This is a genomic window from Methylobacterium sp. 142-1Y (genome assembly GCF_057747795.1).
In genome coordinates, this window is sequence record NZ_CM173224.1 from 2,400,373 (window position 1) to 2,427,176 (window position 26,804).

Annotated in this window: 27 protein-coding genes; 11 read left to right on the plus strand and 16 right to left on the minus strand. The window is 69.0% G+C overall.

From position 1 onward, the window contains the following. Nucleotides 1-24: 24 nt before the first annotated feature. Nucleotides 25-213, minus strand: a complete 189-nt coding sequence (locus AC3AOF_RS10970; protein ID WP_236992344.1) for a hypothetical protein — start codon at nt 211-213, stop codon at nt 25-27. A gap of 304 nt (nt 214-517) precedes the next feature. Between AC3AOF_RS10970 and parE the strand changes: the two genes are divergently transcribed. After that, nucleotides 518-2,602, plus strand: a complete 2,085-nt coding sequence (gene parE / locus AC3AOF_RS10975) for a DNA topoisomerase IV subunit B (protein ID WP_236992345.1) — start codon at nt 518-520, stop codon at nt 2,600-2,602. Nucleotides 2,603-2,786: 184 nt separating this feature from the next. Here the strand turns inward: parE and AC3AOF_RS10980 are convergent, their stop codons facing one another. Then, nucleotides 2,787-3,650, minus strand: coding sequence for an outer membrane protein (locus tag AC3AOF_RS10980; RefSeq protein ID WP_236992346.1), 864 nt, complete (start codon nt 3,648-3,650; stop codon nt 2,787-2,789). Between the two features lie 221 nt (nt 3,651-3,871). Here AC3AOF_RS10980 and AC3AOF_RS10985 point away from each other — a divergent pair, with 221 nt between their 5' ends. From AC3AOF_RS10985 to AC3AOF_RS10995, 3 genes are all read left to right on the plus strand, one after another. Then, nucleotides 3,872-4,138 (plus strand): hypothetical protein, encoded by a 267-nt coding sequence (locus AC3AOF_RS10985; RefSeq protein WP_236992347.1) that lies wholly within the window; start codon nt 3,872-3,874, stop codon nt 4,136-4,138. Between the two features lie 296 nt (nt 4,139-4,434). Then, nucleotides 4,435-6,027 carry a DEAD/DEAH box helicase gene (locus AC3AOF_RS10990; RefSeq protein ID WP_488348540.1) on the plus strand — a complete coding sequence of 531 codons (1,593 nt, stop codon included), beginning with the start codon at nt 4,435-4,437 and terminating at the stop codon, nt 6,025-6,027. A gap of 123 nt (nt 6,028-6,150) precedes the next feature. Next, nucleotides 6,151-7,215, plus strand: a complete 1,065-nt coding sequence (locus AC3AOF_RS10995) for a GGDEF domain-containing protein (protein ID WP_236992349.1) — start codon at nt 6,151-6,153, stop codon at nt 7,213-7,215. Nucleotides 7,216-7,308: 93 nt separating this feature from the next. Here AC3AOF_RS10995 and sufA read toward each other — a convergent pair whose 3' ends face one another. After that, nucleotides 7,309-7,689 (minus strand): Fe-S cluster assembly scaffold SufA, encoded by a 381-nt coding sequence (gene sufA / locus AC3AOF_RS11000; protein WP_488348541.1) that lies wholly within the window; start codon nt 7,687-7,689, stop codon nt 7,309-7,311. 105 nt (nt 7,690-7,794) lie between these two features. Between sufA and AC3AOF_RS11005 the strand changes: the two genes are divergently transcribed. Further along, nucleotides 7,795-8,418: a Uma2 family endonuclease gene (locus AC3AOF_RS11005; RefSeq protein ID WP_488348542.1), complete on the plus strand. Its 624-nt coding sequence runs from the start codon at nt 7,795-7,797 to the stop codon at nt 8,416-8,418. 6 nt (nt 8,419-8,424) lie between these two features. On the opposite strand, the gene AC3AOF_RS11010 is transcribed toward AC3AOF_RS11005, so the two are convergent. The 6 genes from AC3AOF_RS11010 to AC3AOF_RS11035 all read right to left on the minus strand — a co-directional run bounded on the left by AC3AOF_RS11010 (nt 8,425) and on the right by AC3AOF_RS11035 (nt 15,034). Continuing rightward, a complete protein-coding gene (locus AC3AOF_RS11010; protein WP_442919329.1) occupies nt 8,425-8,814 on the minus strand; it encodes an SUF system Fe-S cluster assembly protein in 390 nt (129 codons plus the stop codon). Nucleotides 8,815-8,821: 7 nt separating this feature from the next. After that, a complete protein-coding gene (locus tag AC3AOF_RS11015) occupies nt 8,822-10,066 on the minus strand; it encodes a cysteine desulfurase (protein ID WP_488348543.1) in 1,245 nt (414 codons plus the stop codon). 72 nt (nt 10,067-10,138) lie between these two features. Then, nucleotides 10,139-11,458, minus strand: coding sequence for a SufB/SufD family protein (locus AC3AOF_RS11020; protein WP_488348544.1), 1,320 nt, complete (start codon nt 11,456-11,458; stop codon nt 10,139-10,141). Between the two features lie 2 nt (nt 11,459-11,460). After that, entirely contained in the window at nt 11,461-12,213 is a 753-nt protein-coding gene (sufC, locus tag AC3AOF_RS11025) for a Fe-S cluster assembly ATPase SufC (RefSeq protein ID WP_355292932.1), read from the minus strand. A gap of 106 nt (nt 12,214-12,319) precedes the next feature. Next, nucleotides 12,320-13,789, minus strand: a complete 1,470-nt coding sequence (gene sufB / locus AC3AOF_RS11030) for a Fe-S cluster assembly protein SufB (protein ID WP_203154856.1) — start codon at nt 13,787-13,789, stop codon at nt 12,320-12,322. A 69-nt stretch (nt 13,790-13,858) separates the two neighbouring features. Continuing rightward, on the minus strand, nt 13,859-15,034 hold the full coding sequence (locus AC3AOF_RS11035; protein WP_236992355.1) for a cysteine desulfurase family protein: 1,176 nt from the start codon (nt 15,032-15,034) through the stop codon (nt 13,859-13,861). 255 nt (nt 15,035-15,289) lie between these two features. On the opposite strand from AC3AOF_RS11035, the gene AC3AOF_RS11040 reads away from it, so the two are divergent. After that, complete coding sequence (locus tag AC3AOF_RS11040) at nt 15,290-15,946, plus strand: alpha/beta hydrolase (RefSeq protein WP_236992356.1); 657 nt, start codon at nt 15,290-15,292, stop codon at nt 15,944-15,946. 137 nt (nt 15,947-16,083) lie between these two features. Here AC3AOF_RS11040 and AC3AOF_RS11045 read toward each other — a convergent pair whose 3' ends face one another. The 6 genes from AC3AOF_RS11045 to AC3AOF_RS11070 form a co-directional block, all read right to left on the minus strand. Next, complete coding sequence (locus AC3AOF_RS11045; RefSeq protein WP_488348545.1) at nt 16,084-16,566, minus strand: nucleoside deaminase; 483 nt, start codon at nt 16,564-16,566, stop codon at nt 16,084-16,086. A gap of 32 nt (nt 16,567-16,598) precedes the next feature. After that, nucleotides 16,599-17,537, minus strand: coding sequence for an antibiotic biosynthesis monooxygenase (locus tag AC3AOF_RS11050; protein WP_488348546.1), 939 nt, complete (start codon nt 17,535-17,537; stop codon nt 16,599-16,601). A 207-nt stretch (nt 17,538-17,744) separates the two neighbouring features. Further along, nucleotides 17,745-18,104, minus strand: a complete 360-nt coding sequence (locus tag AC3AOF_RS11055) for a hypothetical protein (protein ID WP_488348547.1) — start codon at nt 18,102-18,104, stop codon at nt 17,745-17,747. Continuing rightward, a complete protein-coding gene (locus AC3AOF_RS11060) occupies nt 18,104-19,672 on the minus strand; it encodes a GMC family oxidoreductase (protein WP_488348548.1) in 1,569 nt (522 codons plus the stop codon). The genes AC3AOF_RS11055 and AC3AOF_RS11060 overlap by 1 nt, the downstream gene beginning before the upstream one ends. 100 nt (nt 19,673-19,772) lie before the next feature. Beyond that, nucleotides 19,773-20,321, minus strand: a complete 549-nt coding sequence (locus AC3AOF_RS11065) for a twin-arginine translocation signal domain-containing protein (protein WP_236992361.1) — start codon at nt 20,319-20,321, stop codon at nt 19,773-19,775. Nucleotides 20,322-20,413: 92 nt separating this feature from the next. Continuing rightward, a complete protein-coding gene (locus AC3AOF_RS11070; protein WP_488348549.1) occupies nt 20,414-20,809 on the minus strand; it encodes a VOC family protein in 396 nt (131 codons plus the stop codon). A gap of 311 nt (nt 20,810-21,120) precedes the next feature. On the opposite strand from AC3AOF_RS11070, the gene AC3AOF_RS11075 reads away from it, so the two are divergent. From AC3AOF_RS11075 to AC3AOF_RS11095, 5 genes are all read left to right on the plus strand, one after another. Then, nucleotides 21,121-21,384, plus strand: coding sequence for a hypothetical protein (locus tag AC3AOF_RS11075; protein WP_488348550.1), 264 nt, complete (start codon nt 21,121-21,123; stop codon nt 21,382-21,384). Between the two features lie 261 nt (nt 21,385-21,645). Then, nucleotides 21,646-21,942: a hypothetical protein gene (locus AC3AOF_RS11080; protein ID WP_236992364.1), complete on the plus strand. Its 297-nt coding sequence runs from the start codon at nt 21,646-21,648 to the stop codon at nt 21,940-21,942. A 61-nt stretch (nt 21,943-22,003) separates the two neighbouring features. Continuing rightward, a complete protein-coding gene (locus AC3AOF_RS11085) occupies nt 22,004-22,720 on the plus strand; it encodes a YidB family protein (protein ID WP_488348551.1) in 717 nt (238 codons plus the stop codon). 47 nt (nt 22,721-22,767) lie between these two features. Then, complete coding sequence (locus AC3AOF_RS11090; RefSeq protein ID WP_488348552.1) at nt 22,768-23,475, plus strand: glutathione S-transferase; 708 nt, start codon at nt 22,768-22,770, stop codon at nt 23,473-23,475. A 470-nt stretch (nt 23,476-23,945) separates the two neighbouring features. After that, nucleotides 23,946-24,629 (plus strand): response regulator transcription factor, encoded by a 684-nt coding sequence (locus tag AC3AOF_RS11095; RefSeq protein WP_236992367.1) that lies wholly within the window; start codon nt 23,946-23,948, stop codon nt 24,627-24,629. Between the two features lie 111 nt (nt 24,630-24,740). On the opposite strand, the gene AC3AOF_RS11100 is transcribed toward AC3AOF_RS11095, so the two are convergent. Beyond that, nucleotides 24,741-26,507, minus strand: coding sequence for a flagellin N-terminal helical domain-containing protein (locus tag AC3AOF_RS11100; protein WP_488348553.1), 1,767 nt, complete (start codon nt 26,505-26,507; stop codon nt 24,741-24,743). Nucleotides 26,508-26,804: the final 297 nt, after the last annotated feature.

Sequence of the window (26,804 nt, forward strand, 5' to 3'; positions counted from 1 at the left end):
ATCGCCTCGTAGCGTTAAGACGCCTCAGAACGCCCAGGCGAGGGTCGCCGCGAAGGCCACCGCGACGGCTGCGCCGGTCGCCGTCATCGCCATACGCCCGATCCCGGCCGCCGCCGCGGCGACGCCCTCCTCGGCGAAGCCGAAGGCCTGGCCGGCGGCCTGCTCGGCGCGGGCGAGGGAGAGATGACGGGCGTGGCGGTTGACGGCTTTCATCGTCGGAACGCTCCTGCGGCGCGCGATCCCGTCCGGCGTCGGGGGCGGCCGTCCGGTCAACGGGCGGTGACGGCCGAGGTTCCGCGGGGTATCGCGCGCGTCACCGAGCTTTAAGGGAATTTGTTTACGTCTCGGTGACTCTGGTACGGGTTCTGCTGCGCGGCGATTCCGCGCCGCCCGACCATGCCCGTTCGTCACACCCCGACGCTGCTCAAAGGCCCTTTTTGTTCCGCGTTTGTTCCGGTATAGGGAAAGGATGACCTCGAATGCTGCCAGAGCCCTTCCCCCACCGCGAGGCCGTCGCGTGAGCGAGGCCGCACGAGACCTGTTCGGCGCGGGCGGCAAGCCGCCCGGGACGCCGCCAGAGCCGAAGCCGCCGGCGGATCCGCTGAAGGCGGAGGCGGTGAAGCGCCCGAAGCCCGTCGCCGTGTCCGCGCCCGTGGACGCGGCGGAGGCCGGCTACGACGCCTCGGCGATCGAGGTGCTGGAGGGGCTGGAGCCGGTGCGGCGCCGGCCCGGCATGTATATCGGCGGCACCGACGAGAAGGCGCTCCACCACCTCTTCGCCGAGGTGATCGACAACTCGATGGACGAGGCGGTGGCGGGCCATGCCAGCTTCATCGAGGTCGAACTGGAGGAGAGCGGCTGCCTCGTCGTGACCGATAACGGCCGCGGCATCCCGATCGACCCGCATCCGAAATTCCCCGGCAAGTCGGCGCTCGAGGTCATTATGACCACGCTGCATGCCGGGGGTAAGTTCGATTCGAAGGTCTACGAGACCTCCGGCGGCCTGCACGGCGTCGGCATCTCGGTGGTGAACGCCCTCTCGGACGTGCTCGAGGTCGAGGTCGCCCGCAACCAGACCCTCTACCGCCAGACCTTCTCCCGCGGCCACGCGCAGGGGCCGATCGAGACGATCGGGCGGGTGCAGAACCGGCGCGGCACGAAGGTGCGCTTCCATCCCGATGCCGAGATCTTCGGCGAGCACAGGTTCGATCCGCGCCGCCTGTTCAAGATGGCGCGCTCGAAGGCCTACCTGTTCGGCGGCGTCGAGATCCGCTGGCGCTGCGCCCCTGCCCTGCTGGAGGGCGTCGAGAACGTCCCGGCGGAGGCCGTGCACCGCTTCCCGGCCGGTCTCAAGGACTATCTCGCCCGCGAGATCGACGGCAAGGAGCTGGTCGCCGACGGGGTCTTTGCCGGCAAGATCACCAAGCCGGGCAGCCACGGCTCGCTCGAATGGGCGATGGCGTGGCTGTCGAACGACGACGGCTTCTCGTCCTCCTACTGCAACACCATCCCGACGCCGGAGGGCGGCACCCACGAGAGCGGGATGCGGGTGGCCCTGCTGCGGGGCTTGCGCGACCACGCCGAGCGGGTCGGCCAGGTCAAGCGGATGGCCTCGGTCACCGCCGACGACGTGATGCTGACCTGCGCGGCGATGCTGTCGGTCTTCATCCGCGAGCCGGAGTTCCAGGGCCAGACCAAGGACAAGCTCGCGACGCTGGAGGCCTCCCGCATCGTCGAGGCGGCGATCCGCGACGCCTTCGACCACTGGCTCGCCGCTTCCCCGGCCCAGGCCAACAAGCTCCTCGACTGGGTGATCGACCGGGCCGAGGAGCGCCTGCGCCGGCGCCAGGAAAAGGAGGTCGCCCGCAAGACCGCGACCCGCAAGCTTCGCCTGCCCGGCAAGCTCGCCGATTGCTCGAAGGCCGGGGCCGCGGGCTCCGAGATCTTCATCGTCGAGGGCGATTCGGCCGGCGGCTCGGCCAAGCAGGCGCGCGACCGCGCCACCCAGGCGATCCTGCCCTTGCGCGGCAAGATCCTCAACGTCGCCTCGGCGAGCCGGGACAAGCTCGGGGCGAACCAGCTCCTCTCCGACCTGATCCTGGCGCTGGGCTGCGGCATCGGCAAGCAGTACCGGCACGACGACCTTCGCTACGAGAAGGTCATCATCATGACCGATGCCGACGTCGACGGCGCCCACATCGCCTCGCTGCTCATCACCTTCTTCTACCGGCAGATGCCGGAGCTGATCGAGCAGGGGCACCTCTACCTCGCCGTCCCGCCCCTCTACCGGCTGACGCAAGGGGCCAAGAGCGCCTATGCCCGGGACGACCGGCACAAAGAGCAGCTGCTCAAGACCACCTTCAAGTCGGGCAAGGTCGAGATCGGGCGCTTCAAGGGCCTCGGCGAGATGATGCCCGGCCAGCTCAAGGAGACCACGATGGATCCGAAGAAGCGCACGCTCCTGCGGGTCGAGGTGGTGGAAGAGGCGAAGGTCGCGACCGGCGACACGGTCGAGCGGCTGATGGGCAACAAGCCCGAGGCCCGCTTCGCCTTCATCTCCGAACGGGCGGTCTTCGCCGACGAGATCGAGCTCGACATCTGAAACCCGGCCTCCGGGGGACGGCACCGCCCTCCCCCGGACCACGCCGCGAAAACGGCCCGGCCGCTCACGCGACCGGGCCGTTTTTGCCTGGGACAGCCGGCACTGCCGATGCGACGCCGCCAGAACGCAAAAAGCCCGGCCATGAGGCCGGGCTCCGCTCCGTCGACCTGACGGAAAGCGACGACTAGAAGCCGTTGAACTTGTAGTTCAGGCCGGCGCGGACGACCGCGAACTCGGTCTCGCGACGGACCGGGCCGGCGTTCACGACGACCACGCCCGGCGAGCCGAGGCCGACCACGTTGCCGGCGTTGTTCACGGCGAAGGCGCCGTTGTTGCGGTTGCCCTGATCCAGGTTCACGTACAGGCCTTCGACCTTGAGGGTCACGGCCGACGAACGGAAGAAGTTCAGGAACGAGTCGGTCGGGATGGCGTACTCGACGCCGCCGCCGACGACCCAGCCGGTCTGGAACTCGTCACGCGAGCTGTTCGGCAGACCGAAGTCGCGGCCGCCGCCCGAACCGTAGGCGAAACCGCCGGTGGCGTACACGAGGGTGCGGTCCCAGGCGTAGCCGAGGCGGCCACGGACGGTGCCGAAGTAGTCGAGGCCGGCGACGCCGTTCGGGTTGAACACCTGCTGGGCGGCGATCGGGCCGGTGGCGGCGAAGCGGTTCCGGTCACGGCCGAAATCGACGTACTGGGCGTCGGCCTCGACGCCGACCACGATGCCCGAGCCCGGGGTGAACTGGTAGTTGTAGCCGACCTGGCCGCCGCCGACGAAGCCGTCGGTCGAGCGCTGGCCCGGGAAGGCGATCACGGTCGGGGTGGCTACGAGGCCGGTGGCCGGGCCGACGCCGACGACGGTGGAGCCGCGGTTGTCATTGGTGCCGAAGCCGTAACCGGCGTTGAAACCGGCGTAGAAGCCCGTCCAGGTGAACACCGGCACCGGCGTGAAGACCGGCGGCGGGGCCGCGCGGCGCGGCAGGTCGGCGGCCGAAGCAGCCGCGGACAGGCCGACGAGGGCCACGGAGGCGAGGAGGATCTTCTTCATTGTCTTACTGGTCCTGATTGGCGAGAGCCGGCGCGCTTCTATCCCCGGTCGGTCACCCGGTCTGTCGCATTCCTGCAACGAGGACAGGGTTTACCCGCCCACCCGTCAACGAACCGTGAATCGGGAGCGAGCGCCGATCCAAAAAATCGAGCGAGTACGGTCACTTAGCATTAACCATGATGCTCCAGGGTTTCCCAGTGGACTTCCCCTGAGGAATCGCAATGGACGCGTTCGGGCGCGAGACCGCGCCGCCTTCCCTGCTCCGCCGCACCTGGCGGATCGCCCTGTTCGCCGTGGCGGGCTCGCTGGCGGCGACTCACTTCCTCGCATCGCGCAGCGGCACGCCGTCCGGCTCCGGCGGGCAGGCGGTCGCGTCGTTGCGCGGCCTCGTCGAGCCCGAGACCACCGGGTCGATCGCCGGCCAATCGATCGCCGGCCAAGCGGAGCGGACACGGCTCGACCCGTGCAGCGTGCCCGCGCGCCCGTGACGCTTGCGCTCTCGTCGGGTCCCGGCGCCCGTGGGATGCCCGAACGGCGTCGGGACACGGCATCGGCAGCGGCCCGGCCCACCGAACAAATCCCGGTCAGCCCTTGACAAACGTCCTCGCATCGGGCGTGTCCTGCGGGCGGTCGCGTGCAGGCGCGACAGAGCAATGGCGTGAACGTCCCGCCTCGGCGTCTCCGGCGCGGGACTGGCTGCGAAACGACTTTGCATCCCGGCCGTTGCCGCGACGGTGTCTTCCGCGCCGGCCCGATCCGCCCGCGCGCAACGGTTCTCTTCAGGATGTCATTCGCCGAACTGGGTTTAAGCGAGAAGGTCCAGCAGGCCGTCGAGGCTGCGGGCTACACCACGCCGACCCCGATCCAAGCCCAAGCCATTCCGCACGTCCTCGCGCGGCGCGACGTCCTGGGCGTCGCCCAGACCGGCACCGGCAAGACGGCGGCGTTCACGCTGCCGATGCTCACCATGCTCGAGCAGGGCCGGGCCCGGGCGCGGATGCCGCGCACGCTGGTCCTCGAGCCGACGCGCGAGCTCGCCGCGCAGGTGGTCGAGAATTTCGAGCGCTACGGCACCAACCACAAGCTCAACGTCGCGCTCCTGATCGGCGGCGTCTCGTTCGCCGACCAGGACCTCAAGATCACCCGCGGCGTCGACGTGCTGATCGCGACCCCCGGACGGCTCCTCGATCATTTCGAGCGCGGCAAGCTGCTGCTCACCGGCGTCGAGCTCCTGGTGATCGACGAGGCCGACCGGATGCTCGACATGGGGTTCATCCCCGACATCGAGCGCATCGTAAAGATGGTGCCGTTCACGCGCCAGACCTTGTTCTTCTCCGCGACGATGCCGCCGGAGATCCAGCGCCTCGCCGACGACTTCCTGCACAATCCCGTCCGCATCGAAGTGGCGCGCCCGGCCTCGACCGCCACCACCATCACCCAGCGGCTGGTCGCGACGGGAGCGGAAGGGCACCTGAAGCGCAAGACCTTGCGCAAGCTGATCCGCGCGGCGGACGAGCTCAATAACGGCATCATCTTCTGCAACCGCAAGCGCGACGTTGCGCAACTGCAGAAGTCGCTGTCGAACCACGGCTTCAACGTCGCGGCCCTGCACGGCGACATGGACCAGCGCGCCCGCATGGCGGCGCTCGACGCGTTCCGCTCGGGCGAGGTGCCGCTGCTCGTTGCCAGCGACGTGGCCGCCCGCGGCCTCGACATCCCGGCGGTGAGCCACGTCTTCAACTTCGACGTGCCGCACCACGCCGAGGATTACGTGCACCGGATCGGCCGCACCGGCCGGGCCGGCCGCTCCGGCGCCGCCTTCACCCTGGTGGGCCGCGGCGACGAGAAGTCGGTCGCGGCGATCGAGACGCTGATCGGCCAGCCGATCCCCTGGGCGGAGGGCGACCTCGCCAGCCTGCCCGACGACGAGGCCGCCGAGCCGGAGCGCCGCGGCCGGGGCGGTCGCGGCCGCCGCGACGAGGGACGGGCCGAGGGCCGGCGCCACGGATCCGGCCGGCCGGAATCCCGCAGCGACGAGGGCGGGCGCCGGGACGAGACCCGCCGGCGCCGCGCCCGCGGCAACCGCCAAGAGGGCAACCGCCAAGAGGGCACCCAGCAAGAGGGTAGCCGGCACGAGGAGGCCGGGGCACCCGCGGCTCCGCGCCGCAACGGCGAGGCACCGCGGCCGACGACGCCGGAGCGCCGCGTGCCGGACGAGCGCCGTCACGCGGACGAGCGTCCCGCCGGCCGGCGCAACGACCGTGGCCGCCACCGCGACGACGACGCGATGCCGGAGGCCGAGATCGGCATGGGCGCTCACGTCCCTGCCTTCCTGCTACGGCCGGTTGTACTGAAGAAGCGGACAGAGGGCGAGTAGACCCCGGTTTTCTCGCTTGTAAGGCCATAATTTCTCCGCGCCTTAACTGCTTCTCCACCGACAGCCCGTAGAGGTCATGGAGAGGCGCCGGCACGAAGCCGTCGTCCAGCGCGGAGACGTTCGATGTCTGACCTGAGCAGCGCCGACCTCGATCGGAGCTTCTTGTTCGGTCAGCGGGCCATGGAGCTGATGAAGGCGTACCGCTCATCGGCGACACCGCGCAGCTATGCGGTCTGGTACACCTACGTCGCCGGCCTGAACTCCCAGCTCATCGAGGCGGTGAAGCGGCTCACCGCCGAGCACGGCACCCTGGCCGACGCCCATATCGACCAGCTCTTCGAGACCTATCTCGACGGCCGCAAGCTCTCGATCGAGACCGAGCGGGCGAGCACCGGGGTGCTGGCCGAGATCGAGCAGATCATGGAGATGCTCGACGCCGCCCTGGGCTCCACCGCGCGCTACGGCGCATCGCTGCAGGCCTTCACCCAGGATCTCGCCGCACCGGCGGTGAACCGTGCCCGGGTACGGGAGATCGTGTCCTCCCTCGTCGTCACCACCCGGGACGTGGCCGCCAACAACCGCACCCTCGAGGCGCGGATGCGAGAGAGCCGCAACGAGATCGAGACCCTGCGCGAGACCCTGGAGGCGGTGCGCGTCGAGTCGCTGACCGACCCGCTCACCGGCATCGGCAACCGCAAGCATTTCGAGGAGATGCTGCACAAGGCCGTCGACCACGCCGCGGTGCAGGGCCAGCCGGTCTGCCTCGTCGTGCTCGACATCGACCACTTCAAGCGCTTCAACGACCTCTACGGCCACCTCACCGGCGACCAAGTGCTGCGGCTGGTGGCGATGACCATGCGCGAGAGCGTCGAGCCGCGCACCACCATCGCGCGGTTCGGGGGCGAGGAATTCGGCATCATCCTGCCGGGCAGCGACCGGGAGGAGGCACGGGCGGTGGCCGAGAAGGTCCGCACCAGCGTGATGGGCCGCGAACTGGTCAAGCGCTCCACCGGCGAGAGCCTGGGGCGGATCACCATCTCGGTCGGCCTCGCCTCCTACCGCCGCGGCGACACCGCGGTGTCGCTCCTGGAGCGCGCCGACCACTGCATGTTCACCGCCAAGCGGGCGGGCCGCAACCAGGTGATCGACGACAGCGTGTCGCCCGAGACGATGGACGACGTCGCCTGACCCCCAGCCCGAAGCCTTCGGAGCGATTTCTCGGCCTGCCCCCTCCCCCTTGAGCGGCACTGGGTGCGCCGCCCCGGGGGGGCGGGCGTGCTCTCAGGCGTGGGCGGCCGTTAGGGCGTTCGGATCGGCGGGCGTGATCGCGACGGATTCACCGCAGCCGCAGGCCGAGGTCTGGTTCGGATTGTTGAACACGAACTGCGACGACAGCTTCGTGGTCTGGAAATCCATCTGCGTCCCGAGCAGGAACAGCACCGCCTTCGGATCGATGAAGACGCGGACGCCCTTGTCCTCGATCATGTCCTCGCCGGCCTTACGCTCCTCGGCATATTCCATCGTGTAGCTCATCCCGGCGCAGCCGCCGTTCTTGACGCCGACGCGCAGGCCCGCGATCGGGCGCTCAGCGTCGGCCATGATGCCCTTGATCCGCTCGGCGGCGGCCTCGGTCAGCGACATCACCTTGAAGCTCGGTGCCATGTTCAAAACTCTCTCCGACGGCCGGGTTCAAGGCCCGGGCGGTTGAGGCGCGAGGTTACGTCTCGGAAGATAAGCATCCCGTTGCCGATGGTCCACCGGAGGGATGTGCTAGGGTACGCCGTCATGGAGGCGGCGATGGCGGATGCGGCGCGGCGGCGGATGACGCCGGAGGAATTCTTTCGCTGGCAGGAGGACCAGGACGAGCCGTTTGAACTCGTCGATGGCGTTCCGGTCCCGAAGCACCGGATGATGACCGGGGCGAGCGTCCAGCATGACCGGGTGACGGTGAACGTCATCATCGCCTTGGGCAATCAGCTGCGCGGCTCCCGCTGCCGCCCGACGACCGACGATGTCTCGCTGCGAACCAGTATCACCACGATCCGGCGGCCCGACGTCACGGTCGAGTGTGGCGAACTGGTCTACGACACCCACGAATCCCGCGAGCCACGCCTCGTCGTCGAGGTCGCCTCTCCGTCCACGACCACTGTCGACCGGACGGTGAAACTGGAGGAGTACAAGCGCCATCCGACGCTCCGGTCCATCCTGCTCCTCGAGACCGTGGCGCCGGTCGCCCTGCTCTACCGCCGCGAGGGGGAGGGCTGGCAACCGGTGCTGTTCGAAGGCCTCGATGCCGTCATCGCCCTGCCGGAGATCGGCGCCAGTCTGGCCCTGGCCGAGGTCTATGACGGCCTCGCCTTCCCGCCCCGCATCACCGACGCGATGCGCTGAACCCGCTCACCACATGTCGAGCGCGATGCGGGCCTCGTCGGACATCCGGCTTTGGTCCCACGGCGGGTCGAACACCATCGTCACGTTGCACCCGGCGACGCCCGGCACCGCCGAGACGGCGTTCTCGACCCAGCCCGGCATCTCGCCGGCGACGGGACAGCCCGGCGCCGTCAGCGTCATGTCGATGGCGACATTGCGGTCGTCGGCGATGTCGACCCGGTAGATCAAGCCGAGCTCGTAGATGTCGGCCGGAATCTCCGGATCGTAGACGGATTTGAGCGCCGCCACGATGCCGTCGGTCAGACGGTCCATCTCCTCCGGCGGGATCGCGGAGGCGTTCACCTGGGCGTTCAGCGACGGGGTATTCGCGCCGCTCGCGGCGGGGGTATCGGTCATGGGGTCCTCACGCGAACATCCGTTCGGCCCGGGTCAGGGCCGAGACGAGGGCGTCGATCTCCGCCGTCGTATTATACAGGCCGAACGAGGCGCGACAGGTGGAAGTGGTGCCGAAGCGCTTGAGCAGCGGCATGGCGCAGTGGGTGCCGGCCCGCACCGCGACGCCCTGGCGGTCGATCACCGTGGCGACGTCGTGGGCGTGCGCCCCCTTCATCTCGAAGGAGATCACCGCGCCCTTGTGCTTCGCCGTGCCGATGATCCGCAGGCTGTTCATCCCGCGCAGGGCGTCCTGCGCGTAGGCCAGCAGATGCGCCTCGTGGGCGGCGATGCGCTCGCGGCCGAGCGACATCATGAATTCGAGCGCCGCGCCGAGCCCGATCGCCTCGATGATCGCCGGGGTGCCCGCCTCGAAGCGGTGCGGGGGCGCGTTGTAGGTGATGCGCTCCTCCTCGACGATCTCGATCATCTCGCCGCCGCCCTGGTAGGGGGGCAGACGCTCCAGCCACTCCTTCTTGCCGTAGAGCACGCCGATGCCGGTCGGCCCGTAGACCTTGTGGCCGGTGAAGACGAAGAAGTCGCAATCGAGGGCCTGGACGTCGATCGCCTGGTGGACGGCGCTCTGCGCCCCGTCGAGCAGCACCGGCACGCCGTGGGCATGCGCGATGCGGACGATCTCTTCCGCCGGCGTCACCGTGCCGAGGACGTTCGACATCTGGGTGATCGCCACCATCTTGGTGCGGGGCGAGAAGAGCTTCTCGAACTCCTCGACCAGGAAGTTGCCCTCGTCGTCGACGGGGGCGAATTTCAGCACGGCGCCGCGGCGCTCGCGCAGGAAGTGCCAGGGCACGATGTTGGAATGGTGCTCCATGATCGACAGGATGATCTCGTCACCCTCGCCGATCAGCCCGGCCCAGCCCATGCAGGTCGCGACGAGATTGTAGGCCTCGGTGGCGTTGCGGGTGAAGATGATCTCGTCGGTGGAGCGGGCGTTGAGGAACTGGCGCGTCGTCTCGCGCGCGCCCTCGAAGCCGTCCGTCGCCGCATTCGCCATGAAGTGCAGGCCGCGATGCACGTTGGCATAGGCCGTCCCCATCGCGCCCGACATGGCGTCGATCACCGCCCGCGGCTTCTGCGCCGAGGCGGCGTTGTCGAGATAGACCAGCGGCTTGCCGTAGACCTGCTGCGACAGGATCGGGAATTGCGCCCGGATCGCCTCGACGTCGTAGGGGGTCTGGAGGACGGGTGCGTTCATGTCGGGCTCTCTCGACGGGCTCTCTTGCAGGGGCGTGAGAGGGGCCGGCCCGTGGGCCGACCCGATCGTTTCTTAGCCGCGGCGGGCGAGCCAGGCCTCGATCTCGGCGATCATCGCGTCGCGGGCGCCCTCGTGGGTCACCACCTCGATCGCCTCGCCGAGGAAGGCCTGGACCAGCAGGCTCTCGGCCTGGGGCCGCGGCAGGCCGCGGGCCATCAGGTAGAACAGCAGGTCCTCGTCCGGCGCGCCGCAGGTGGCGCCGTGGCCGCAGGCCACGTCGTCGGCGAAGATCTCCAGCTCCGGCTTGTTCATCATCTGCCCCTCGTCGGTGAGGAGGAGGCAGTCCGACTTCATCTTGCCGTCGGTCTTCTGGGCGATCTGCCGGACGATGATCTTGCCCTGGAACACGCCGGTGGCGTCGCCGTCGATGACCGTCTTGAACTGCTCGCGGCTGATGCCGCCGACCGCCGCGTGATCGGCGAGCAGCGTCGAGTCGGCGAGCTGGCCGTCGCGGATCATCGCGGCGCCGTTGACCGTGGCGGTCGCGTCGTCGCCGGCGAAGTTGAGGTAGAGCTGGTGGCGCGACAGCACCGCGCCGGTCACCACGTTGACGGTCTCGATATGCGAGCCGGCGCCGAGGCGGGCCGAGACGGTCGAGAGCGCGATGGCGGCATCACCCTCGATGTTGAGCCGGCTGTGCAGCACGCGGGCGCGGTCGCCGACCACGACGTCGAGGACGTCGTTGGGCTGGTAGGCGATCCCGTCCGGGCCCTCGTGGCTTTCGAGCAGCGTCACCTCGGACTCATCCCCGGCCACGACCAGCACGCGGGTCGCGGTCGAGAACGCGGTGTCGCCGGTGCCGATGAAGCGCAGGTGCAGGGCGCGCTCGATCCTGGCGCCGGCCTCGACCCGGATCACCGCCCCGTCCGCCATGAAGGCGGCGTTGAGCTGGTAGATCGGGTTCTCGCGGGTCTGCTCGACCGGGGCGAGATGGTCGAGGAGCGGATGACCCTCGGCCATGGCCTTCGCGAAGGTGACCACCTCCAGGCCCTCGGGCAGGCCGGACAGGTCGGAGAGCGCCGCGATCAGGTGGCCGTTGACGAAGGTCAGGCGTGCGGCCTCGATCCCGGCAAAGCCCCGGGCCGCCTTGACCGCATTGCGGGCGGTCTCGGGCTCGGGCGCCTCGGCCGGCGGGGCGGCCTCGCGCACGGCAGCGCGCAGGTCGGTGTACTTGAAGGCCTCGACGCGGCGATGCGGCAGGCCCGCCGCCTCGAAATAGCGGAACGCTTCCTCGCGGGCGATGGCCGCCCCGGGGAGCTTGAGCCGCTGGACCTCGAAGAGCTTCGACAGCCCGGTCTCGGCGGCGGTGCGGAGGGTCGTGACGTCGGCCATGGTCACGCGGCCTCGCTCGCCCGGTACTCGGCATAGCCCGAGGCCTCGAGCTCGAGGGCGAGCTCCTTGCCGCCGGACTTCACCACCCGGCCCTGCGCCATCACGTGCACGGTGTCGGGCACGATGTGGTTGAGGAGCCGCTGGTAGTGGGTGATCACCAGGAAGCTGCGGTTCTGGGCGCGCAGCGCATTCACGCCCTCCGAGACGATGCGGAGCGCATCGATGTCGAGGCCGGAATCGGTCTCGTCGAGGACGCAGAAGCGCGGCGACAGGAGCGCCATCTGGAGGATCTCCATGCGCTTCTTCTCGCCGCCGGAGAACCCGACATTGAGGGCGCGCTTGAGCATCTCGCGGTTGATCTCGAGCTTGTCGGCAGCCGCGAAGACCTGGCGCATGAAGTCGGGGGTGGTCAGCTCCTCCTCGCCGCGGGTCTTGCGCTGGGCGTTCATCGCCGCCTTGAGGAAGGTCATCGTGCCGACGCCCGGGATCTCCAGCGGGTACTGGAAGGCCAGGAAGATGCCGGCCGCCGCGCGGGCATCCGCTTCCATCTCCAGGATGTTCTCGCCGTCGAGCAGGATCTCGCCGTCGAGGACCTCGTAATCCTCCTTGCCGGCGATGACGTAGGACAGGGTCGACTTGCCGGAGCCGTTCGGCCCCATGATGGCGGCGACCTCGCCGTCGTTGACGGTCAGGCTCAGGCCGTTGAGGATGCGCTTGTCCTCGATGTTGACGACCAGGTTCTTGATTTCCAGCATGATAAGGTAGTCCTGACGGGAGCGGCCGACCGCGCGGCACCGCATCCGTTGCAATGAATTCGGGGCGTAAGAGGCTTCCGGCTCGTCGCCGGAAGCCTGGGAGCGATCAGCCCACCGAGCCTTCCAGGCTGATCGAGATCAGCTTCTGGGCCTCGACGGCGAACTCCATCGGCAGCTGCTGCAGCACGTCGCGGACGAAGCCGTTGACGATGAGCGCGGTCGCCTCCTCCTCGGACAGGCCGCGCTGCAGGCAGTAGAACTTCTGGTCCTCGGAGATCTTCGAGGTGGTGGCCTCGTGCTCGAACACGGCGGACGCGTTCTTCGACTCGATGTAGGGCACGGTATGCGCCCCGCACTGGTCGCCGATCAGCAGCGAGTCGCAATTGGTGAAGTTGCGCGCGCCCTTCGCCTTCTTGTGCGCCGAGACGAGGCCCCGGTAGGTGTTCTGCGACCGGCCGGCCGAGATGCCCTTCGAGATGATCCGGCTCGTCGTGTTCTTGCCGAGATGGATCATCTTGGTGCCGGAATCGACCTGCTGCATGCCGTTCGACACCGCGATCGAGTAGAACTCGCCGCGGGAATTGTCGCCGCGCAGGATGCAGGATGGGTACTTCCAAGTGATCGCCGAGCCGGTCTCGACCTGCGTCCACGAAATCTTCGAGTTCACGCCGCGGCAATCGCCGCGCTTGGTCACGAAGTTGTAGATGCCGCCGCGGCCTTCCGCATCGCCCGGGTACCAGTTCTGGACCGTCGAGTATTTGATCTCGGCGTCGTCCAGCGCCACGAGCTCGACCACCGCGGCGTGGAGCTGGTTGTCGTCGCGCTTCGGGGCGGTGCAGCCCTCGAGATACGAGACGTAGGAGCCCTTGTCGGCGATGATCAGCGTGCGCTCGAACTGGCCGGTGTCACGCTCGTTGATGCGGAAGTAGGTCGACAGCTCCATCGGGCAGCGCACGCCCGGCGGGATGTAGACGAACGAGCCGTCGGAGAAGACCGCCGAGTTGAGCGTCGCGAAGTAGTTGTCGGTGACCGGAACCACCGAGCCGAGGTACTTCTTCACCAGCTCGGGGTGCTCGCGCACGGCCTCCGAGATCGGCATGAAGATGACGCCGGCCTTGGCGAGCTCGGCCTTGAAGGTGGTGGCGACCGAGACCGAATCGAACACCGCATCGACCGCGACGCGGCGCTCGGGGGCGATGCCCTCCAGCACCTCGACCTCGCGCAGCGGGATGCCGAGCTTCTCGTAGGTCTTCAGGATCTCGGGATCGATCTCGTCGAGCGACTGCGCCGCCTTGCGCTTCGGCGCGGCGTAATAGTACAGCTCGTCGTAGTTGATCTTGTCGTACTCGACCCGCGCCCAGTTCGGCTCCTTCATGGTGAGCCAGCGGCGATAGGCGTCGAGGCGCCATTCGAGCATCCACTCCGGCTCGTCCTTCTTGGCCGAGATGAAGCGGATCACGTCCTCGGAGAGGCCCTTCTCGGACTTCTCCATCTCGATCGTGGTCTCGAACCCGTATTTGTACTGATCGACATCGATGGCGCGGACGCGATCGACCGTCTCCTGCACTGCAGGCATACCCGTCTCCTACCGCTTACGGCTTCAAGGGCCGCGAGGTGATGACACGGCCGGATGCGAGGCACGCGCTCACGCGGCCCGCTCCCGGCGCTTATATAGGGACGAAACCAGCCGATCGAAGGCCGCGAGGAAGCTTTCCCCGTCCTCTTGCCGGCTGTTCCACCCCAAACTCACGCGCAGCGCCCCAGCGGACAGGGCGGAATCGACCCCCATCGCCGCGAGCACGCCGGAGCGCGACACCTTGCCCGAGGCGCAGGCCGCCCCGGACGAGACCGCCACCCCATCGAGGTCGAGGGCGATCAGGGCCGTCTCGGCCTTGAGCCCCGGCAGGGCGAAGCAAAGCGTGTTGGGCAGGCGCTCGGCCCCCGCCCCGAACACCACCGCATCGGGCGCGCGTGCCCGCACGCCCGCCTCGATCGCGTCGCGCAGGGAGGCGAGGCGGATCGCCTCGGCCGACATGGCTGCCAGCGCCAGTTCCGCGGCGATCCCGAACCCGACGATGCCCGGCACGTTCTCGGTCCCGGCCCGCAGGCGCCCCTCCTGCCCGCCGCCGCGGTGGAAGGCGGGCTCCAGGATCGCGCCCTCCCCGAGCACGATCGCACCAACGCCCTTCGGCGCACCGAGCTTGTGCCCCGACAGGGTCAGGGCGTCGGCAGCGAATATATTGCGCGCGATCGATATCCGTCCAGCGGTCTGGACCGCATCGCTGTGGAACAGGGCGCCGTGCTGGCATGCGAGTGCCGCAACCCTCGCCAGGGGCTGGACCACGCCGGTTTCGTTGTTGGCGGCCTGGACCGAGACCAGAGCGGTGACGCCCTCCGCGGCACACGCCGCCAATCGCGCCTCCAGGACGTCGAGGCGGATGACCCCGTCGGCATCGACCGGCAGGATCGCGGTCTCGTGCGCCGGGAAGCGGTGGCCTTGCAGGCAGCACGGATGTTCGGTCGCGCCGATCAGCAGCCGGGTCGGCGCCGGCACGCCGCGCCGGCATAAAGAGCCCGACAGGACCGCGTTCGCGGATTCGGTGCCGCCGCTGGTGAACACCACCTGCGACGGCTTCACCCCGGCGAGGGAAGCGACCTTGGCCCGCGCCGCCTCGATCGCCGAACGAGCCGCCCGCCCTTCGCGATGGACCGAGGACGGGTTGCCGGGCAGGTCGTGGAGCGCGCGCACGACCGCCTCCGCCACCTCGGGCCGCAGGGGCGAGGTGGCGTTGTGGTCGAGATAGGCGCGCGGGCGCTCCATGCGCTGAATTCCTTTGCCTTTCCCCCCGGGGGCCGTGCTAAGGCCCGCCCCGGATACACGTAATCAGATGGTGCGTGCTTGCCGGCGCGAGGCCGGGGACGACGGCACCCGGTTCTTTAGAATGATTCTAGTTCGCTAGAACCATTCTAAGGGTGCTTTTATGGGAGACCGACCCCGAGTCAAGCATCGGACACGGGGTGCCCAGCCGTTCCCGCGCCGCATTCACGCAGCGTTGAAGCTCGAAAGAGGTCGTTCATGCCCGAGGTCATCTTCGCCGGTCCCGCCGGTCGGCTGGAGGGGCGCTACCAGGCGCCGAAACAGAAGGGCGCCCCGATCGCCATCGTGCTGCATCCGCACCCGCAATTCGGCGGCACGATGAACAACCAGATCGTCTACAACCTGTTCTATACGTTCGCGAATCGCGGTTTCGCGGCCCTGCGCTTCAATTTCCGCGGCGTCGGCCGCAGCCAGGGCGCATTCGACCACGGCGTCGGCGAGTTGTCGGATGCCGCCGCCGCCCTCGACTGGGTCCAGGCGATGAACCCCGAGGCCCGGGCCTGCTGGATCGCCGGCGTCTCGTTCGGCTCCTGGATCGGCATGCAGCTCCTGATGCGCCGCCCGGAGATCGAGGGCTTCATCTCGATCGCCGCGATGGCCAACCGCTACGATTTCAGCTTCCTCGCCCCCTGCCCGTCCTCGGGCCTGTTCGTGCACGGCTCCGAGGACCGGGTCGCGCCGGCCCGCGAGGTGATGCCGGTGATCGAGAAGGTGAAGACCCAGAAGGGCGTCATCATCGAGCACCAGATCGTCGACGGTGCCAACCACTTCTTCGACGGCAAGGTCGACGAGCTGACCCAGACGGTGGACACCTACCTCGACAAGCGGCTGGGCAAGCGCGACGAGGCGGCGTGAGGAAGAGGGCATCCCGGAGCCCGAAACCTCGGAGTCCATGATACTGCTTCGACACTCTTCATCATCCCGGGCCCGGCGCAGCCGGGAACCCGGGACGACGAAGAGGATGTCAGGATCGTGGAGCAGGTCGGACCGGCTCAGTACGGCACGCGGTCGGCCTTGTCGTGGTACTTCTTCCAGACCTCGACGGCCTCGGCCCGCATGACCTGGCGGGTCGGGATCGAGCGCTCGTCGACCGGCTTCTTCAGCTCGCCGTAGATCATGCTGTCGTCGAAGTCGCCGTAGCGCAGCGCATCCTCGTTGGTCGAGGCGTAATAGATCTCCTTGATGCCGGCCCAGTAGGCCGCCGCCATGCACATCGGGCACGGTTCGGCGCTGGTATAGAGCGTGGCGTCGCGGAGCTTGAAGCTGCCTTGCGCCTTGCAGGCCTTGCGGATCGCCTCCATCTCGCCGTGCCAGGTCGGGTCGTTCTCGGCGACGACGCGGTTCGCACCCTCGGCCAGGATTTGGCCGTCCTGCACGATCACGCAGCCGAACACCCCGCCGGCGCTCTCGACGAGCGAGGTCTTCTCCGACAATTCGATGGCACGGGCCATGAACGTCCTGTGGTCGTCCGTCATCGTGAAGTCCTTTCGCCTTTCGGGCGGGAGCGCTACGGCAGGAAGGTGAACTGGGCGATCTCGGCCGCGTACAGCCCCAGCATGACGCAGGCGCCGAGAAACTCAATCCGCCGTCGCGCTTGCGGCGCCGGGGTCAGCCACCAGCCGAGGGCGGCGGTGGCGAGCCCCATCAGCAGCCAGGAGACCAGGGCCACGCTGATCGCGTTGCCGATGAAGGTCGCGACCGCCACCGGCAGCCCGGCGGTGAGCGGGCTGAGGCAGCGGATCTCCAGCATCACCACCGGAAACAGCACGAGCAGCACCAGGGCCGTCTGCTTCCAGGCCGGCGGGGTCGCGCCGCCCTCCTCCGGGAACCAGCCGGCGAAGGGCGCGGCGAGGCGTCGGCTGGTCCAGGTCGCGACCGCCGGATCGGCCTGGCGGAGCAGCGCCCGGCGCTCGGGCGAGGTGAGCCAGGCATCGAGCTCGGCCGGCGTGGCGAAGCGCACCAGCGCCGTCCAGTAGGGGATTTGCGGCGGCAGCGGCGCCTGGACGAGGGTGCCGGCATAGCCGGGGAACCGCGCCTGCGCGGCCTGCGCCGCCTCGGCCCAGGCGCGGAAGGCGGGCTCGCGCCCGGGTTCGACCCGGGTGGCGACCACCTCGGTCACGCAGGCGAGGTCGTGGACGTCGGGAGCCGCCTCGTCGTCGGCGGGATGATCGGGATCGAGGAGCGGCGCCAGGGCCGCCAGGTACTCCGCCCGGGCCGGGCCGTCGCGCCAGGCGCCAAGCGCCGCCGCATCGCGAAAGCGCTGGACCACGTGCCAGTCCGGCGCCTGGGGTGCGACCGGAACGATCTCCAGGCTGACGAAGCCCGGCGCCTCGCAGGCCGCCCGGGTCAGGGCGGCCTGCCATCGCGAAAAGTCGTCTTCGGCGCCGGAGCGGAGAGAGATCCGCGTCACGATCGCCGTCACGCCGGCGTGGCTGGGTAAGATCATCGGGAGATCGCGACCGACGGGAAGCGTCGGGACAATGCGCAGCGGCCTGTTACCGGTGCCCTAACGCCGAAGGTCCGGCTTATCCTGACAGGTTCGCGGTCACGTCCCACCGCCGAATGACACGGCGCCAGCCATCGTTGCTGTGATTCCTTGCCGAAACGTCTCACCCGGACGCGCCGCCGCCGCGCCCGGGTAAGACGGACCGCGTCAGCGCGGCGCCGCACCATCCGGGCGGTTCGACGGCATCCCGCCGGGAGCGTCCGGGTAGGCGGTGCTCGGCACCGGCCCGGGCTTTCCGACCGAGCTGCTCGGCACTGCGGTGCGGCTCGCATCCGCCGCCCCCGAGGGGCCGGGCGCCGCCGGGCACGGGCCGCCGGCCGGACAGGCGCCGTGATCGGTCGCGACCGATCGGCCGCCCCGCTCGGCCGCCGGCTGGCCGCCGGGGCTGTCGGGATAGGCCGCCGCCCCGCCCGGCTGGCGCGAGGGGGCGGCGGGGGTCGGTGAGCCTTGGGCGAGTGCGGGGCCCGCCGCGAGGGACGCGAGCAGGACGAGGATGAGGGCGCGCATCAGATGTCCCGCCGTTGCATCGCACCGGCGATGTGGTCGGCCTGGCGGAGCGCCAGGGCGACGATGGTCAGGGTCGGGTTGCAGGCCGCGCCGCTCGTGAACTGGCTGCCGTCGGAGACGAACAGGTTCTTCACGTCGTGGGTCTGGCCGAACTTGTTCAGCACCCCGTCCCGCGGCTTCGCGCTCATCCGGTTGGTGCCCATGTTGTGGGTGCTCGGATAGGGCGTGACCGGGTAGGTGACGGTGGCGCCGACCGCCTCGTAGATCGCCGCGCCCTGCTTGTAGGCGTGGTTGCGCATCGCGACGTCGTTGGGATGATCGTCGTAATGGACGCTTGCCACCGGCATCCCGTGCTTGTCCTTGACGGCGGGATCGAGGGTGATGCGGTTCGTCTCCTGCGGCATGTCCTCGCCGACGAGCCACATCCCGGCCATGCGCGGATACTGCTCCATGGCGCTGGTGAAGGAGCGGCCCCAGGCACCGGGATTGAGGAAGGCGGCCATGAACGGCACGCCGAGCGAGACCGTCTCCATCTCGTAGCCGCCGGAGAAGCCGCGCTTGGGGTCGTGATGCGCCTCGTCCCGGATGATGCCCGCCATGGTGGTGCCGCGATACATGTGCACCGACTTCTCGAACACGCCGTAGACGCTGCCGGTCATGTGCCGCATGTAGTTGCGGCCGACCTGGCCCGAGGAATTGGCGAGCCCGTCCGGGAACATGCTGGAGGCGCTGTTGAGGAGGAGCCGCGGGCTCTCGATCGAGTTGCCGGCCACCGCGACGATGCGGGCCTTCTGGCGCTGGAGCTTGCCGTCGGCATCGGCATAGACCACGCCGGTCACCTTGCCGGAGGCGTCGTGCTCGATGCGGAGCGCCATGCAGTTCGGGCGCACTTCGAGGTTGCCGGTCTCCTCGCCGCGGGGGATCTCGGCGATCAGGGTCGACCATTTCGCCCCCGACTTGCAGCCCTGGAAGCAGAAGCCGATCTGCTGGCACGCGCCGCGGTCGTGGCGCTCCTCGCTGTTGATCGCCATCCGCCCGGTATGGACTTCCTTGTAGCCGACCCGGCGGGCGCCGGCCTCCATCACCTTGAAGTTGTTGTTGCCCGGCAGGCCCGGGATGTTGTTGGTGCGGGTCACCCCCATCCGGTCCTCGGCCTTGGTGTACCAGGGATCGAGCTCGGCCCGGGTGATCGGCCAGTCGAGGAGGTTGGCGCCGGGCAGCGCGCCGTAATGGTCGCGGATGCGGAATTCGTGCTCCTCGAAGCGCAACGAGGCGCCGGCCCAGTGCACGGTGGAACCGCCCACCGCCTTGACGATCCAGGCCGGCAGGTTGGGGAAGTCCCGCGCCACCCGCCACGAACCCGAGGTGGTGCGCATGTCGGTCCAGGCGAGCTGGGCGAAGCTCGCCCATTCGTCGTTGACGAAATCCTCCATGTTGTGGCGGGCGCCGGCCTCGAGGATGACGCAGCGGATGCCCTTCAATGCCAGCTCGGTGCCGAGCGTGCCGCCGCCGGCGCCCGAGCCGACGATGACGACGAGCCCGTCGTCGTTCAGGTCGAATGTGGCCATGGTTTCCTCCGGGTCCGCGCGGCCGGTCGCGGCCGGTCCGGCGCGGCTGTTCATTGATTGTTCTTTGGTGGACGGTCGGCGTGAGTGCGTGTGCCGGCGGCTAGACCTTCGGCAGCCAGTCGATGTCGTTGAAGCCGCGGTTGATGTAGCCGCCCTTGTCGGCGGACGACCCCTCGTAGCCGAATTTCGGCCAGATCTCCGGCTGGTTGTAGAGCGAGACGACGAGGTCCGAGCGGATCTTCTTGAAGAAGTCCGTGTGGCTGATGCCCTCCAGCACCGCGACCCGGTCGGCCTCCCAGCCGATCTGGGCGTAAGCGACCTTGTGGCGGGCCTGCGCGTCCTCGTCGAGGCGGCGCACCCCGGAGGTCAGCAGCGTCTTCACCGAGGGGTCGGCGGCGGCCTTGCCGTCCCAGGGCTTGATCGCCGTGATGTAATAGACGTCGCCGAGGAAGTCGTGCGGGTAGATGTCCCGCGCCATCTTCACCAGGGTCTTCAGCTCGGCCGGCGACAGGGCGGCGCCGTTCTCGGCCCAGGCCTCCGAGACCTGGAGCCCGGCGGCGCTGGCGAGGGCGGCGGCCGGCGCCGCGGCGGCGGCGCTCTGCAGGAAGCCGCGGCGGCTGAACCGCACGCGCGGATCGACTTCTCTCATGGGCGTGTCTCCTCTGGTGTCATTTTTTTACTGTGCGCGTGTCGGCCGGCGCGGGGCGCGTCTGTCGCGCGCTCCCGCACCCGCCGGGGATGTCAGCCGAAGCGGCCGCCCTTCTGGATCACCTCGATCTTGTAGCCGTCCGGATCGGTGGCGAAGAAGAAGCGGGCGAGCGTCTTGCCCTGGTGCTGGAAGTCCTTGACCGGGGTGGCGGGCAGGCCTTCCTGCGTGAAGCGGGCATGCTCGGCATCGACGTCGTCCACCACCACCGCGAGGTGGCCGTAGCCGTTGCCGAGATCGTAGGGCTCGGTGCGGTCGAAATTGACCGTCAGTTCCAGCTCGAACGGCGACGAGGGATGGCGCAGGTAGACGAGCGCGAACCCGTCGAAGCCGACGCGCTCGGCGAGTTCGAGGCCGAAGGCGCGGGCGTAGTAGGCGCGGGAGCGCTCCTCGTCGAGGACGCGGATCATCGAGTGGACGGGCTTGGCCATCGGCAGCAGGAACCTCGTTTCGCGTAAGCCACCGCTCGGGTGTCGCTGTTGAGAATAGCTCCAGGGACGGAGCCGGGGTGGTAGCGGGCTGTGACGCGGGCGGGCCGATCGGGGCGTCCGCCCGCGCCCTCCCGCAAGCGACGGCGCACGATGAGCGTCGGCCGGCCACGGAGACGGGCCAGTTCTTGTTCCGCTCCGCCGCGTGCGCGAGGACACATCGCAACGGCCTTCGCCCACCTATCTTACGATCATCGCAACGGAAGCAGCCACCAACCCGGACCTGCACTGCGAATAAGGAGCCTGAATACCAGATGAAGGCCCGTATCGCCGCCGTCGTCACTGCGATTGTCCTTGGCGCCGCTCCGATCTCGTCCGCCATGGCATTCGGCCCCACCTCTCCCGCCACCCCGTTCGGCCCTCGCGACGTCGAGACCACCGGCTCGATCGGCTCCGCCAATACCAGCGTGCCGTTCTACGGCGCCTGCCCGATGAGTTCGGCCTCGGAGGGCAACGCCAACCAGCAGAACTTCCCGGTCAAGCAATACGGCCAGACCGCGGGCGGGCACCGCTGCTGATCCGACAGGAGACGGGACATGAGTGACATGAAGCTTCTGCGCGCCGTATCCTACGGCATGATCGGTGTTCTGGCCGGGGGCCTCGCCATGACGGTCTTCGGCACCGCCAGCGCCCTGATCAACATGTAATCCGCCGAAGGGCCGCTCCTCGGGGGCGGCCCTTCTCGCATGAGCCGGAAGCGCGGGGTTTTTCCCGCGCCCCCGCCGGAACCGCAGAGCTTCGGTTCGCTTTGCCCCTGCAAACCCTCGCAGGAGACAGCCATGCCCCCGCTCGCCCGCCTGCTTTCCGCCTTTCTGATCCTGGCCGCGAGCGCCGCCCCGGCCCTCGCGATCTCGGACCGGCGCGACCAGCCGACCCAGGCCGACATCCCCGACGGCAAGGGCGGCGACGCGTCGGGAATCGCCCCTCCGCAGGCGATCAAGCCCGAGACCAAGGTGATGCCCGGCGACACGGGCCTGAGCGGCAGCACCCGCGCGCGCACAAATCCCCTCGACCAGCTCGAGCCCAAGGACCGGCGTGCCACCGGCGGCGGCGACGGGGCCGGCGACCGACGCTGAGGCAACTCCTTGCCGGCCACCAGGGTTAACCCCCGCGCAACGCACGCGAGGGGAGTCGCCCATGGGTCTGCTCGATCAGGTCATCGGTTCGGTGCTCGGCAACGTCCTCGGAGGCGGGGGCCGGCACGAGGGAGGCCGCGAGGGCGGCTCCGGGGCGATGTCGCCCCTGGTCAAGGCGCTGCTGATGCTGCTCGCCGCCAAGGCGATGCAGGGCGGTTTCGGCGACATCTTCGGCGGCGGCCGCCGGCCGGTGCCGCAGGGCGGGCCCGACGACGGCGACGCCCCGGATCCGCACGGCTACGGTGCGCCGGACCCGCGCGACGACGCGCCCCGCGGCCGGCGCGGCGAGGATCCGGACAATCCCTATTCCGACCTTGCCGGGATGCTCGACGGCCCCGGCGGCGGGACCCAGGCGCCCTCCCCCGGCAGCGGGGGCATGCAGAACCCGTTCGACCAGGGCGCCGGGCCGTATTCCCGCCTCGACCGGGAGCAGCCGGAGGATGCCGCCGGCGGTCTCGACCAGCTCATCGACCGCTTCCGCCGCGGCGGCCTCGGCGAGACGATCGAATCGTGGATCGGCCCGGGCCACAACCGGCCGATCCAGCCGCAGCAGCTCGCCCAGGCACTCGGCCCCGACACGGTCGAGACCCTGAGCCGGCAGACCGGAATGGGCCGGGACGACCTGCTGGCACAGCTCGCCCAGGTGCTGCCTGGCGTGATCGACGGGTTGACGCCGCAGGGCCGGCGTCCGAACCACGACGAGATGCGCGGCTGGTGATTCGTCACGGCGCCCCCGGGCGCCGTTTCGCGCGAAGGGTGACGCCGATGGCCTACGAGCTCCATTACTGGCCGATGATCCAGGGCCGGGGCGAGTTCGTCCGTCTCGCCCTGGAGGAGGCCGGCGCGCCTTACGTCGATGTCGCCCGCGAGGACGGCATCGACGGCCTGATGGCGGGCCTCGACGCGCCGCCCCGCCCGCCCTTCGCCCCACCCTACCTGCGTGACGGCGACCTGGTGATCGGCCAGACCGCCGCGATCCTGCACTATCTCGGACCGCGCCTCGGCCTCGTCGGGGAGAGCGAGGCCGACCGGATCTGGACCCACCAGATCCAGCTCACCATCGCCGATGCGGTGGCCGAGGCCCATGACAGCCACCACCCGATCGCCTCCGCCCTGTACTACGAGGAGCAGACGGAAGAGGCCGCACGCCGGGCCGCGGATTTTCGCGAGAGCCGGATCCCGAAATTCCTGCACTGGTTCGAGCGGGTGCTGGCGACGAACCCCGTCGGCCCGCGCCACCTCGTCGAAGAAAGCCTCAGCTACGCCGACCTCTCGCTGTTCCAGCTGGTCGAGGGCCTGGCCTACGCCTTCCCGCGGGCGACCGAGCAGGCGCTCGGGTTCACGCCGAAGGTCGTCGCCCTGCACCGGCTCGTGGCCCGCCGGCCGCGCATCGCCGCCTATCTCGCGAGCGACCGGCGCGTGCCCTTCAGCGAGGACGGGATTTTCCGCCGCTACCCGGAACTCGACGCCTGACGCAGCAGCACCGGAAGGGCCGAGACCGGTCCGCCCGGGGCACCATTCGCGAATCAGTTCGGCCCGGACATTCTCCCACCGGCCTCCCTCCGGGCGATCGGCATGGGGGCGACGCGCGATGCCGCAACGGAATGTCGAAACGTTGCGGATGCGCAACAGGCTCACGGGGCGGCAGGCCTTTTCCTAAACCGTTGATTTCACGCGCCTCCCAGGACGCACGTTGCCGTGGCGCAACGGAGTGTGGCCTCAGATGGACAGCCGGGGGGCGTCCTTAACAAAAAATTAACCATTTCGGCGCGAAAGTCCGTTAACCAAGTCGTTAACCAAACCGCGCCTCGACGCGCATACCGGCCGACAACGCAAGTCCACTGCGAAGTTCCGGTAATTTTCGACAATCAAGAACCAAGCAACCCCGCTGCCTTCTCAGGCAACGGAACAGAAGAACTCGTCAAAAAATCTTGGGGGCTGGCGTGTACATCGTCGTCGACGAGCGGGAAAGCGTGGCTGCACACTACGTGGAAGGCTTCGGCGTGGAGGGCGTGGCGGCCCGGGGGCTGGACGTGCGGGACGTCCAGACCTGGATCGACGCCACGCCGGCCCAGGACCTCGCGGCGGTCCAGGGCTTCGTCATCGGCGATTGCGCCGACCGGGCGACCTTCACCGGCCTGCTGCGCAGCCTGTCCGGTGCGCCGATCATCGCGCTGAACGAGACCCGCTCCCTGGAGCAGACCCTCGCGCTGTTCACCGCCGGCATCGACGACGTGGTGCGCAAGCCGGTCCATGTCCGCGAGATCATCGCCCGGGCCGGGGCGATCCGCCGCCGGACCAACCGCAGCGAGGCAAAGCCCGCGAGCACCCCGGACAAGAGCGGCCGCCTGACCGTCCACACCGACGGGCGCGATCCGGAGATCGACGGCCAGAGCCTGCTGCTGCCCCGGCGCGAGCGCGACATCCTGGATTATCTCGCCCGCAACCGCGGCCGGCCGGTGACCAAGGGCCAGATCTTCAAGGCGGTCTACGGCGACCTCGACGCGGCCGTCGACGAGAGCGTCGTCGAGGGCCACATCAGCAAGCTGCGCAAGAAGCTGCGGATGCGGCTGGGCTACGACCCGATCGAGGCCAAGCGTCTGGCCGGCTACACCTTCGTCGGCTGATCCCCTCTCTCCTTTCAGGGACCGGAATGCAACGAAGCCCCGGGCGGTCGACCGCCCGGGGCTTCGTCGTCATCGGAGTGACCGCCGCCGGGAGGGCGGCGGTCGGTCATCTTAGCGGAAGAGCGAGAGGACGTTCTGGCTCGCCGAGTTGGCGATCGAGAGCGCCTGCACCGCCAGCTGCTGCTGCGTCTGCAGCGCCTTCAGCTTGGTCGACTCCTCCTCCACGTCCGCATCCACCAGGATGCCGATCGTGCGGTCGTTGGCCTTCATCAGCGTGTCGACGAAGGTCTTCTGGCCGTCGATCTGCGTCTTGTTGGCACCCAGCTTCGTACCCGCATCCGTCACCTTGCCGATCGCCTTGTCGACCGCCGAGATGATCGCCTGCAGGTCCGCGTCGCCGTTGGTGCCCACCAGCTTCGAGATGTCGAGGTTGGCGATCGAGTACGAGCCGCCGCCGAATTGCGGGTTGTAGGTCCCCGCGGCCGTGTCGAGGATGCCCTGCGCCTGCGTCGTCCCGGCATTCGTGCCCGAGGCGCTGCGCACCACCACCGTGCCGGCCGCAACGTTGTTGAACGTCGTCGCGGTGAAGCCGAAGGCCGCCACGTCGGCGCCGCCCGTCGCGATCGTCTTGGTGTTGTCGGAGTTAGACAGCGTGATCTTGCCGTTCGAGAACGACGCGGTCACCGTGCTGGCCGTCGCCGCGGCGAGCTTGGTGTTCATGATCGCCACCAGGTCGGCGCCGTTCACCGCGGTGTTGCTCGCCGAGGTCGCCGAGGCGCCCAGGGCGGTGAAGTCCGCCGCCACCAGGGTCAGGGTCTTGGGCGTGGCGCCGTCGTTGATCGTGATCACCTTCGAGCCCGTCGACAGGTCGAGGGTGGTGATCGCAGTGCCGGTCGCCACGGCCGACTGGGCCGCCGTGGTGACGGTGCCGAAGCCGATATCGAGCACCCGCTTGCCGCCCACCGACGGGTCGGCGAGCTGGACGTTCAGGGTCGAGGAGGAGCCGGTGCCGGTGGTGGTGAAGTTGAGCCGGCCCGACGAGTCGAGGCCTGCCGAGACCTTACCGGCGAGATTGCCGTTGGCGGCGATCTGGTTGTTGAGGGCGGCGAGGAACTCGCTGGTGGTGACCTTGGACAGGTTCTGGGCGGCCGACTGCATGTTGCCGGCGTTGAGGGTCAGCGTGCCGGCGACGCCGCCGACCGTCACGGTCAGCGAGACCTCGTTCGGGCCCGAGAAGTCCGCCGTACCGGTGCCCGAGCCGAAACCGGCGGTGCCGGTCAGCGAGGTCGAGCCGACGATCTGGGCATTGGTGGCGGCGGTGTTCACGCTGGTCGAGTTGACGTCGTAGAGCTTGATGCTCTGCACGTTCACGGCGATCTGCGAGAAGGTGATGGTCCCGCTGGCGGTGCGCGAGAAACCGCCGACCACGTTCTGGGTCGCCAGGTAGGCGCTGTTGCTGGCCGAGGAATTGACCGAGAGCCAGTTCTGGCCGCTCGAGTTCGAGGAATCGGCGGTCGCCTTCATCTTCGACTGGATGGCGGCGATCTCGGTCTGCACCTTCGAGCGGTCGACGCCCGGGGTCATCGCGGTCTGCAGCTTGGCCCGCATGTTCTGCAGGTCGGAGATGATGCTGTTGAGGCCGTTATAGGCGGTGTCGACCGACGAGGAGCCGAGGCCGAGCGAGTCCTTGACCGCGCCGAGCGAGGCGTTGTCGGTGCGCACCGTGGTGGCGATCGACCAATAGGCGGCGTTGTCGGAGGCGGCCGAGACGCGCTGGCCGGTCGAGACCCGGTTGCTGGTCGTGTCGAGGTTCTGGTTGATGTTCTTGAGGGTGGTCAGCGCCGTCATCGCGGCGTTGTTGGTCAGCAGGCTGGTCACGGCTGGTCGTCCTGATCTACACGTTACTGGCTAGGGCGATCGTGATCCGGGCTCGCACCGGTACAGCAGAACGGCCTCATGCCGTCGGGACGACCGAGCGGAGGCGCGCTGGATTGCCCAGCCCGCGGCCGATCCGGTCGGTCTCTCTTGATCCCCCCGGGACGACGGCATCGCCGTCCAGGGCTCGCTCAAGCCCGACTCGCTGCGCGTTAGACATCCGGACTCTCACCGGGGTCAGCGGTTCGACATCATGTCTCTGGGCTCGTCGGAGCCCATCCGCTGCACCTGCCTCGCCGG

Coding starts and splice junctions, on each gene's coding strand:
- sufB (WP_203154856.1), bottom strand. CDS start 13,789: ATGCCTGCAGTGCAGGAGACGGTCGATCGCGTCCGCGCCATCGATGTC.
- AC3AOF_RS11010 (WP_442919329.1), bottom strand. CDS start 8,814: ATGACCGATACCCCCGCCGCGAGCGGCGCGAATACCCCGTCGCTGAAC.
- AC3AOF_RS10970 (WP_236992344.1), bottom strand. CDS start 213: ATGAAAGCCGTCAACCGCCACGCCCGTCATCTCTCCCTCGCCCGCGCC.
- AC3AOF_RS11045 (WP_488348545.1), bottom strand. CDS start 16,566: ATGACGGACGACCACAGGACGTTCATGGCCCGTGCCATCGAATTGTCG.
- AC3AOF_RS10995 (WP_236992349.1), top strand. CDS start 6,151: ATGTCTGACCTGAGCAGCGCCGACCTCGATCGGAGCTTCTTGTTCGGT.
- AC3AOF_RS11055 (WP_488348547.1), bottom strand. CDS start 18,104: ATGCGCGCCCTCATCCTCGTCCTGCTCGCGTCCCTCGCGGCGGGCCCC.
- AC3AOF_RS10980 (WP_236992346.1), bottom strand. CDS start 3,650: ATGAAGAAGATCCTCCTCGCCTCCGTGGCCCTCGTCGGCCTGTCCGCG.
- AC3AOF_RS10990 (WP_488348540.1), top strand. CDS start 4,435: ATGTCATTCGCCGAACTGGGTTTAAGCGAGAAGGTCCAGCAGGCCGTC.
- AC3AOF_RS11065 (WP_236992361.1), bottom strand. CDS start 20,321: ATGAGAGAAGTCGATCCGCGCGTGCGGTTCAGCCGCCGCGGCTTCCTG.
- sufA (WP_488348541.1), bottom strand. CDS start 7,689: ATGGCACCGAGCTTCAAGGTGATGTCGCTGACCGAGGCCGCCGCCGAG.
- AC3AOF_RS11015 (WP_488348543.1), bottom strand. CDS start 10,066: ATGAACGCACCCGTCCTCCAGACCCCCTACGACGTCGAGGCGATCCGG.
- AC3AOF_RS10985 (WP_236992347.1), top strand. CDS start 3,872: ATGGACGCGTTCGGGCGCGAGACCGCGCCGCCTTCCCTGCTCCGCCGC.
- AC3AOF_RS11040 (WP_236992356.1), top strand. CDS start 15,290: ATGCCCGAGGTCATCTTCGCCGGTCCCGCCGGTCGGCTGGAGGGGCGC.
- AC3AOF_RS11075 (WP_488348550.1), top strand. CDS start 21,121: ATGAAGGCCCGTATCGCCGCCGTCGTCACTGCGATTGTCCTTGGCGCC.
- AC3AOF_RS11050 (WP_488348546.1), bottom strand. CDS start 17,537: ATGATCTTACCCAGCCACGCCGGCGTGACGGCGATCGTGACGCGGATC.
- AC3AOF_RS11090 (WP_488348552.1), top strand. CDS start 22,768: ATGGCCTACGAGCTCCATTACTGGCCGATGATCCAGGGCCGGGGCGAG.
- AC3AOF_RS11085 (WP_488348551.1), top strand. CDS start 22,004: ATGGGTCTGCTCGATCAGGTCATCGGTTCGGTGCTCGGCAACGTCCTC.
- AC3AOF_RS11060 (WP_488348548.1), bottom strand. CDS start 19,672: ATGGCCACATTCGACCTGAACGACGACGGGCTCGTCGTCATCGTCGGC.
- AC3AOF_RS11020 (WP_488348544.1), bottom strand. CDS start 11,458: ATGGCCGACGTCACGACCCTCCGCACCGCCGCCGAGACCGGGCTGTCG.
- AC3AOF_RS11080 (WP_236992364.1), top strand. CDS start 21,646: ATGCCCCCGCTCGCCCGCCTGCTTTCCGCCTTTCTGATCCTGGCCGCG.
- AC3AOF_RS11035 (WP_236992355.1), bottom strand. CDS start 15,034: ATGGAGCGCCCGCGCGCCTATCTCGACCACAACGCCACCTCGCCCCTG.
- AC3AOF_RS11070 (WP_488348549.1), bottom strand. CDS start 20,809: ATGGCCAAGCCCGTCCACTCGATGATCCGCGTCCTCGACGAGGAGCGC.
- sufC (WP_355292932.1), bottom strand. CDS start 12,213: ATGCTGGAAATCAAGAACCTGGTCGTCAACATCGAGGACAAGCGCATC.